This window comes from Staphylococcus sp. EG-SA-2, from assembly GCF_017152085.1.
The window spans coordinates 1-892 of the sequence record NZ_JACYHC010000947.1; the positions used below are offsets into that span (position 1 = coordinate 1).

2 protein-coding genes are annotated in these 892 nt (G+C 32.2%); both read right to left on the reverse strand.

The features are described from left to right. On the reverse strand, positions 1 to 549 hold a 549-nt coding region (locus tag IDG60_RS16525; protein ID WP_206160940.1), incomplete at its 3' end, for a glycosyltransferase family 2 protein. Next, the coding region (locus IDG60_RS16530; RefSeq protein ID WP_206160941.1) for a CDP-glycerol glycerophosphotransferase family protein at positions 546 to 892 on the reverse strand (347 nt) is incomplete at its 5' end. The genes IDG60_RS16530 and IDG60_RS16525, both read right to left, overlap by 4 nt.

The window sequence follows — 892 nt, forward strand, 5'->3', positions numbered from 1 at the left end:
GTGATTGTATGTGTTAGCTAAAGTTTCGTCACACTGTAATTCAGCAAATTTAGCACTGAATAACTTTCCGTCAAAAGACATCATTGATAACAAATCTGGTTGTTCCGTTAATGTAACGATTCGATTATCTTTAATAAACTCATCAGCACTTTTCAATTTCCATTCACCATGGTAATTGTAAGCTCGCTGCCCTATTACCATATCAATATTATCATTATTTTTGAAAGCTGCAGTTAACCTATCTAATTTACCTGGCAATACGATTGATGTTGGATTTATGACCATAAATGCGTCACTATCATGTGGATCTGTCATTTTGATATCCATCAAACCTTTATTAATACACGTAGCTATCGAAGCATTTTGTAATTGTATTAATGAAATATGCTTGAGTTCTCTTTGTAACCGTTCAATCATAAGAATTGTTTGATCAGTAGAACCACCATCAATACAAAGGATTCTATAGTGTTCTTTACTCTCAATAGATATTAACAATTGTCGAATTGTTGCCTCATTATTACATGTAGGTATGATTATCGTAAGCCTCATTTTGTCACCATCTTATCTATATATTCTGTGAGCTGATGTAAACTTTTATCAGTATTATACTTATGCCAATCTTTAAATAACGGACTTAATAGATGTTCTTTTTCTTGTATCGTCATTATTAAATCTTCTTCAGTATACACTTTGTAGCTATCCGGTATTGCTTTGTAAAATTGATTCAGGCCTCTCACTTTATCATATGTTCCTTCATCATACACATAAAATATAGTTGGAATATCTAACAAGCTAGCTTCTATTGGCAGCGAACTATAGTCGCTAATAATTATATCTGACATTAGCATTAATGTAGACGTGTCGATTGAAGATACGTCATCAATGTCTGAAT